Raw genomic sequence first — 7,512 nt, forward strand, 5'->3', positions numbered from 1 at the left:
AGGTCTCGGACCATTTGGCTTCGTTGGGCAGGATGGTTCCCGGCGGATAGTCGCCGCGCACGATCCTCAGCCCGATTTCGTTGGCCAGCGACGCATGAACGCTCGAGCCCGGCATGCGCGCCGCATCGGCCCGGCGAATACCGCTCGTGCGTTCGGCGAACGCCTCGGCCGCTGTCTTTCCCTTATCCGGCTTCGCGTCCCGCATGGCTCCACAAAGTCCGGATTTGGAGGCGTGTCAAGGAGATGAAATCGACGGCGGTATCCCAGTTTGATTTTCCGCATCCGTCGCCTCGCCGACACCGCGCTTTGCCGAGCCTTCACGCCGGAGAGGCACGAACGGCTTCTCCTTGTCCCGGCTGAATTCCTCGATCATGAAATCAAGGAAGACGCGGATTTTCGGGGCAAGATGCTGCCGCGCCGGATAGACCGCGTAGAGCGTGGTTTCGACCTTTTCCCAGTCATCCAGAGCCGATTGCAGCCGGCCTGCTTTCAGGTCGCTCTCGACATAGGGATAGGGGATCAGGCTGACGCCGAAGCCGGCACGCAGCGCATCGCGCACGGCAAGGCTTGAAGAAACCGAGTATCGTCCGTCGATGGCGATCCGCTCGGTGCGGCCGTCCTTGCGGAATTCCCATATATCCGCATGCCCCGAGAGGCTGAACCGGATGCAATTGGCCGCCTTCAAATCGGCAGGCGCTTTGGGCCGGCCATGCTTCTCGAAATAGGACGGAGCTGCGCAAAGCACGTGCGGCATGACCGCAAGCTTTCGGGCGATCAGGCTGGAATCCTCGAGATTGTCGCTGCCGCGAATGGCCAGGTCAAATCCCTCCCGCACGATATCGACGCGCCTGTCGTCAAGGTGCAGATCGAGTTTCAAATCGGGATAGCGCAATAGAAACGCGGGGATGGCAGCCGAAAGCCGCGTCAACGTGACAGTCATCGGCGCGCTGACCCGCAACGTGCCGCTCGGCGCCGTCTTGATCGGGCCGAGCACCTGGTCGGCCCTGGCCAGCGCATCGAGCCCCTGCGTGACATGCTCCAGATAGATCCTGCCCTCTTCGGTCAGCGCCATGCGCCGCGTTGTCCGGTTGATGAGCCGCACCCCCAGATGCGCCTCCAGTTCGGCGATGTTCTTGCTGACCGCGGGTGGCGAGAGACCGAGCCGCCGTCCAGCTTCGGCAAAGCTGTTCAGTTCCGCCACCTGGCGGAAAACCTGCAACGCCGTCAGGCGATCCATCGCACCATTCTCTTCCAGTAAATAATGTCTTGCAATTGTTGCATATTATCGCTCCTTGGTAAATTCTCTATCTGCTTCCCGAACGACTTTCTCAGTTTCGGAATGACATGATGACCAACCCCGCAATTTCCCTTATCGAGCGGCGCATGTCGGCCAATCGGTTCGATGCCTCGCACGAATTGACGGACGCCGAGATCGAGGAGCTGGCACGTCTCGCAACGCGAGCGCCAAGCGCCTACAACCTTCAGAATTGGCGGTTCATCGCGGTGCGGACGCCGGAAGCAAAGGCACGATTGCGCAGCCTCGCCCATGGCCAGGCCAAGGTGCAGGACGCCGCCGTCACCTTCATCATCTGCGGCGTACTGCCCGACCACGCTGCCCTCGATGCCAGGCTCCGTCCGTTCGTCGAAGCCGGCTTCATGCCGGCGGATATGGCTTCGGGGTGGCGGGAGGGCGCCCGCGCCCAATATGCCGATCCTCTAGCGGCCCGCGACGAAGCCGTGCGCTCGGCAACGCTTGGCGCCGCAACGCTGATTTTCGCGGCCGAAGCGCTGGGGCTCGTCTCCGGTCCGATGGCAGGCTTCGATGCCGAAGGCGTGGCCCGCGAGTTTGGCCTTGCGCGCAATGAAATGGCGGTGATGCTCATCGCCGTCGGCCGCGCCGCGCCCGGAAACTGGCCGCAAAAGCCGCGCCGCCCTCTTGCCGAAGTTCTGGAAATCTTATGAAAACGCACCGTTCCGATCTGCTGCTTACAGCCATTGCACCCGCAATATGGGGCAGCACCTATATCGTCACCACGCAGTTCCTGCCGAACTTTTCGCCGATGATGGTCGCAATGCTGCGTGCCCTGCCCGCCGGATTGCTGCTGCTGGCGATCGTTCGGCAACTGCCGACGGGCATATGGTGGCTGCGCAGTTTCGTCCTCGGAGCCCTCAACATCTCGATCTTCCTGAGCATGTTGTTTGTCGCCGCGTACCGGCTTCCTGGCGGGGTCGCCGCGACGGTGCTGTCGGTCCAGCCATTGATTGTGATTTTCCTCGCTGCTGCCCTGCTTGCCAGCCCTGTCCGCCGGTTGGCGATCCTCGCCGCCCTTGTCGGGATCGCCGGTGTTGCATTGCTGGTGCTGACCCCGAACGCGACGCTCGATGCGGTCGGCGTTGCCGCCGGCCTCGCCGGGGCGGCCTCAATGGCCTTCGGAAGCGTGTTGAGCCGCAAGTGGCAGCCGCCAGCATCGCTGCTCGCCTTTACGGCATGGCAACTGACCGCCGGTGGTCTCCTTCTCGTTCCGGTGGTCCTGCTTTTCGAACCGTCTATCCCAATCCCGACCGGCGCCAACCTGCTTGGACTCGTGTGGCTCGGCCTGATCGGCGCGGCGCTGACCTATGTCCTCTGGTTCCGGGGCATTGCGCGACTGGAATCCGCAGTGGTGTCATCGCTGCTTTTCCTCAGCCCGGTGACCGCCGTGCTGCTTGGATGGGTATTCCTGGATCAGACACTGACCTTGCCTCAGATCGCCGGCGTCGTTTTCGTCATCGGCAGCATCTGGCTGGCTCAACGCCCTAGCCGCAACGAGGCTTGAGCCTGGGCGGGAGTGGGTCAGTTTGAAAATTCGATCAAGACGGATGGCCGAAGACGGTTAAAATAAGCTCAACCGCACCGAAGCTGCAGAAGAACACAACAGCACCATATGCAATCACCCGGCGCGGTATCAGGAAGCGCGCTGACCAAAATCCAGCACGAAGCCTTGCGTCTCGCTTCCCCAGTTGTTCGCCCCATGGAAGGTTCTGGTCATCGATTGACCCATAGAAATCGGTGCGCAGAATTATGCTTAGGAGTGCGACGAACATGGCTGCGAAACTCAGGGCCAAGACAACGACACATGCTGTTATTGGAATAAACAAGTGAGGATTGTTCGCCCACTCGTACTTCAAATGTCCTCACTCCCTGCTTTTGGCCGCGAACCATAGGCTTCTCTGCCTCTTTGGCTTGGATCAGCGCGACAATATCACTGATTTCCCAACGCTTGCCAGTGACGCCAGGGGCCGGTAGTGTCTCAGTTTGAAATTTGACGGAATGCAACATGCATTTCCCATATCGGGCTGAGCTCCTGTATGCTTACCGGAAAGCATGGGAGCAATCGTGAGCGATCACAATCAAGACGCATTGGAAGGTTGGACGTTTACCTCTGGCGAGGTCTCAGCTGGCGTGTACCGATTTAGCGGTCGCCATTATGACGGACGCTCGGTTGAACGGCAGGGCCCGGACTATGAGGCTATAAAGGCCGACTGCATGAATGATGCCCGGACACTTGGGAAGCCAGCCTATGCCAACCGGTCCTAGAGGCCAGAAGCGCCCTCCGATGTGATCGGCAACGCAGTCCATGTCATGCGCATTGCGACAGGCGAGGAAGCCGACGAAGTGATTTACGACGGCAAAGACCCCGCTGCAGCTGCCGGAGGATCTGCCGATGCCACAACGCCCCTATGATGAGCGCCTGCTCCGTCAGGCGTTCGAAGTCGCGCGCAAGGCCCGCGATGCCGGCGAACATCCCTTTGGTTCGCTGCTCGCTGACAAGGACGGCAATGTGTTGCGCGAGCAGCCCAACGCTTACAAAGCCGGCGGCGGCGACCGCACCGCTCATGCCGAAAGGCTGCTGGCCTCGTGGGCAGGGATGAATGTCAGCCTCGAAAAGCTGGCCTCCTGCACGCTCTACAGTTCGGCCGAACCTTGCGCGATGTGCTCCGGGACAATCTATTGGGCGGGCATTGGACGGGTCGTCTTTGGCCAGAGCGAACACGACCTCAAGCGGGTGACGGGTGCACATGTCGAGAACCCCACACTCGACCTGCCCTGCAGGATCGTCTTCGAAGCCGGGCAGCGTCCGACTGAAGTCATCGGCCCGCTGCTTGCCGATGAAGCGGCGCAACTCCAGGCCGAATTCTGGAAAGACAACTAGCTCAATTGCCGCGCGGCAAACGAGCGGGTGCCAGCCGCAATTCGGGGCCGGCCCAGTGCCGGTTTCGCGTCAGCTGCCCCCGTCAGGCCGTCTTGACGTATTTCCGCCAGCTGTGCTCCGGCCGGAAGCCGAGCATGTCCCGCGCCTTGCGGTTGGAGAGCAGCGTCTCGTATTCGCCAAGTTCACCCTTGACCGGCACATCGGGATAAAACCGCTTCAAAAGTTCGGCCGTCGGCAGGTCGGATGAGGTGTCGTCATTGGCGGCGTTGAACACCTGATAACCGAGCCCGTCCTTTTCGATGGCGCGCAGCGTGATCTGCCCGAGGTCGCGCGCGTCGATATAGCTCCAGGCAATCCGTTTGCGGAAACCCGGATCGGCGAACCATTTCGGAAACAGCGAATATTCATGCGGCTCGATGACGTTGCCGATGCGCAAGGCGTAGATGTCGAAGCCGCTGCGCAGCGCAAAGGCGCGCGCCGTCTTCTCGTTGACGACCTTGGACAGCGCGTAGCTGTCCATCGGGTCGACGTCGTACGCCTCGTCGAGCGGAAAATGCGTCGGGTTGCGCGGCTCGTTGGCGAAGACCAGGCCGTAGGTCGTTTCGCTGGAGGCGATCACCACCTTGCGGATGCCGAGCTTCACCGCGGCCTCGATGACGTTATAGGTGCCGAGCGCGTTGATGCGGAACACCTCATTGTCGGGCGTGATCATGATGCGCGGGATCGCCGCGAAATGCACCACGGCATCCACCGGCTGCGTACGCAGCGACGGGTCGAATTCATGCAGGCCGATATAGCTCGACAGCGCATTGAACACCTGCCCGCTGTCGGTGATGTCGGTGATCAGCGTGCGCACCTTGGGATTGTCGAGCGGCTTGGTGTCGATGTTGAGCACCTGGCAGCCCTGCTCGACCAGATACTGCACGACGTGGCGCCCGGCCTTGCCGCTGCCGCCGGTGAACATGATCCGCTTCGTCATTTTGCTCTCCACATTCCCTAAGATTCATGTGTATTGTCAGACAATATCGAACTCTGCAATCGCCTGCCACGGCGAGCGGCAAAAACCCGCTTCAACAATTCGCCGGCAAGCTGCAGCGCCGTCATCCATCATTGCAAATAGGACGAAATGACATGAACACGACCGCCGCGAGCGAAAAGATCGGCTTCATCGGGCTTGGCCTGATGGGGCACGGGATCGCGAAGAACATCGTCGACAAGGGCTATCCGCTGACGTTTCTCGGCCGCAAGAACCGCGCGCCGGCGGAAGACCTGCTCGGCCGCGGTGCCAAGGAAGCGGAGACCTCGCGCGACGTCGCGGCGGCATCGACGGTTGTCTTCATCTGCGTCACCGGCTCGCGCGAGGTCGAAGCCATCATCCGCGGCCCAGGCGGTCTCAAGGAAGGCCTGAAGCCGGGATCGGTTGTCGTCGATTGCTCGACCTCGGATCCTGTCTCGACGGTGACGCTGGCCGGCGAACTCAAGGGGCTCGGCGTCGATTATGTCGATGCCCCGCTCAGCCGCACGCCGAAGGAGGCTTGGGAAGGCACGCTCGACGCCATGGTCGGCGCGCCCGACGCGGTCTTTGCCCGGCTGAAGCCGGTGCTCGAAACCTGGGCCGGGCGCATCGTCCATATCGGCGACACCGGTGACGGCCATCGCATGAAGCTGCTCAACAATTTCATCTCGCTCGGCTACGCCGCGATCTATTCCGAGGCGCTGGCGCTGGCGCAGAAGGTCGGCATCTCGCCGCCGCGCTTCGACAGCGTCATCCGCAACGGCCGCATGGATTGCGGCTTCTACCAGACCTTCATGCGCTGGACGCTGGAAGGCGACCGCGACGCGCACAAATTCACCATCGCCAACGCCTTCAAGGATCTCACCTATCTCGAATCGATGGCGGGTGCTGCCGGCATCGCCAACCCGCTCGGCAACGCCACCAAGAACGCCTTCGCCGGCGCCTTCGCCACCGGCCCCGCCGATCAGTACGTGCCGATGCTGGCGACGCACATCGGCAAGGTCAACGGCGTCGACCTGATGCCGACCAGGGATGGCAAAAAGCAGGCGATCTGAGAACGTTGGGGTTAACGCCTGGGAGTGTCGCAACTGCAAACGTTCGCTGCCGACCAGCTACATCCGCCAATCTCCGACGCTGGCGATTAGCATATGACACCACACCTTCGTCATCCCAGGGCGGAGCAGGAGCGAAGCGACGTCGCGCAGACCCTGGGATGACGAAGGGAGGGTTTCGGCTAGACTAATCTCTAAATTTGCGATTTGCGACTAACGGGAATGATCGACCTTGGTTGCTGGTTGACCCGACTTACACGCAGTTGGCCGAGAAACGATCGAATCAGCGCCGAAACCGGCCGATAATGTCGGTATTGGCGAGAAGTCTGTGCACCAAAGCACGCGCACTTCCGATCGGAAGAAGCCGGAAACAAAAAACCGCCTCGGCGGGCGGATCGTTGGAGCCAATTGGCACCATGTCAAAATTAGTAGCATAGCTGCCGGCACAAAGCAAGAACAAAATAGCTGCGAAGGCAAAAAAGTCCGAATTCCTGTCCCACCCGAGGTCGCCGCCCCTCATTGCTTGGCCCTAAGGTTGGTGATTGGCGAAGGCCGAAGTGGCATCCAATCTCCCCCCTCTGTTGCGCTGGGCAATCGCATTTGGATTCTTACGAAGATGGCCCCCCACCCTAACCCTCCCCACAAGGGGGAGGGAACGCTGCCGCGCGCCCTCACTTCCCCTTTTGGCGCCGAAAGGCAGGCAATTTGCCGAGGTCAGCGCCAACGGAAGTCTCCCTCCCCCTTGTGGGGAGGGGTTAGGGGTGGGGGTACGTCGTAGAGCGAAAGCCTCGGCTTGCTATCTGCGATGGCCCCCTCGTGGGCGAGATGTCCGGCAGGACAGAGGGGGCGCGAAGGAATGCGAGTTTTGCAATCGTTCTGAGCAACGCCGCCCTGTGCAACCATCACCGCCGCGACCGGCCGATAACGTCGTCGGTGTTGGCGAGAAGCCTGTGCACCGCGGCACGGGCTGCAGCCGGCCGCTGCAGGCGGATGTTCTTCTCGATCGCCTCGTGCAGTGCCTGCGCCCGCCGCTGATCGCTGGTCTCGCGGGTGACGAACTGGAACAAATGGTCGAGCGCCGATTCGATCAGCACGCCGAGCGGCACCAGCAGATCGTTGCCCGAGGCCCGCAGGATGGCGAGATGAAACCGCGTGTCGGCGCGCGTGCGCTCCTGCAGGTTGGTCGCCTCGCCCATCTCGCGGCAGGCCTGGCTGATCTCGGCCATCTGCTCGTCGGTGCGCCGCATCGCGG

7 protein-coding genes and 1 pseudogene are annotated in these 7,512 nt (G+C 61.6%); 4 read left to right on the top strand and 4 right to left on the bottom strand.

The window, feature by feature from the left end:
- Positions 1–205, bottom strand: a pseudogene (locus NKH67_RS33525) (FadR/GntR family transcriptional regulator); the annotation flags it as partial.
- A gap of 30 nt (positions 206–235) precedes the next feature.
- A complete protein-coding gene (locus NKH67_RS33530; RefSeq protein ID WP_352503156.1) occupies positions 236–1,237 on the bottom strand; it encodes a LysR family transcriptional regulator in 1,002 nt (333 codons plus the stop codon).
- Positions 1,238–1,347: 110 nt separating this feature from the next.
- Here NKH67_RS33530 and NKH67_RS33535 point away from each other — a divergent pair, with 110 nt between their 5' ends.
- From NKH67_RS33535 to NKH67_RS33545, 3 genes are all read left to right on the top strand, one after another.
- Positions 1,348–1,962, top strand: a complete 615-nt coding sequence (locus tag NKH67_RS33535; RefSeq protein ID WP_352619015.1) for a nitroreductase family protein — start codon at positions 1,348–1,350, stop codon at positions 1,960–1,962.
- Positions 1,959–2,816 carry an EamA family transporter gene (locus NKH67_RS33540; protein ID WP_352503154.1) on the top strand — a complete coding sequence of 286 codons (858 nt, stop codon included), beginning with the start codon at positions 1,959–1,961 and terminating at the stop codon, positions 2,814–2,816. Before NKH67_RS33535 ends, NKH67_RS33540 begins: the two co-directional genes overlap by 4 nt.
- A gap of 888 nt (positions 2,817–3,704) precedes the next feature.
- The gene (locus tag NKH67_RS33545) at positions 3,705–4,193 is read left to right on the top strand and encodes a nucleoside deaminase (protein ID WP_352503153.1); all 489 of its coding nucleotides are present in this window, start codon (positions 3,705–3,707) and stop codon (positions 4,191–4,193) included.
- Between the two features lie 82 nt (positions 4,194–4,275).
- Here NKH67_RS33545 and NKH67_RS33550 read toward each other — a convergent pair whose 3' ends face one another.
- Entirely contained in the window at positions 4,276–5,172 is an 897-nt protein-coding gene (locus tag NKH67_RS33550) for an NAD-dependent epimerase/dehydratase family protein (RefSeq protein ID WP_352503152.1), read from the bottom strand.
- Positions 5,173–5,324: 152 nt separating this feature from the next.
- Between NKH67_RS33550 and NKH67_RS33555 the strand changes: the two genes are divergently transcribed.
- A complete protein-coding gene (locus NKH67_RS33555) occupies positions 5,325–6,263 on the top strand; it encodes an NAD(P)-dependent oxidoreductase (RefSeq protein ID WP_352503151.1) in 939 nt (312 codons plus the stop codon).
- An 899-nt stretch (positions 6,264–7,162) separates the two neighbouring features.
- Here the strand turns inward: NKH67_RS33555 and NKH67_RS33560 are convergent.
- Positions 7,163–7,512: FadR/GntR family transcriptional regulator (locus NKH67_RS33560; protein WP_352619252.1), on the bottom strand; the 350-nt coding region annotated here is incomplete at its 5' end.

Origin of the sequence: Mesorhizobium sp. M0968, from assembly GCF_040319065.1 — a bacterium.
Lineage (GTDB): Bacteria > Pseudomonadota > Alphaproteobacteria > Rhizobiales > Rhizobiaceae > Mesorhizobium.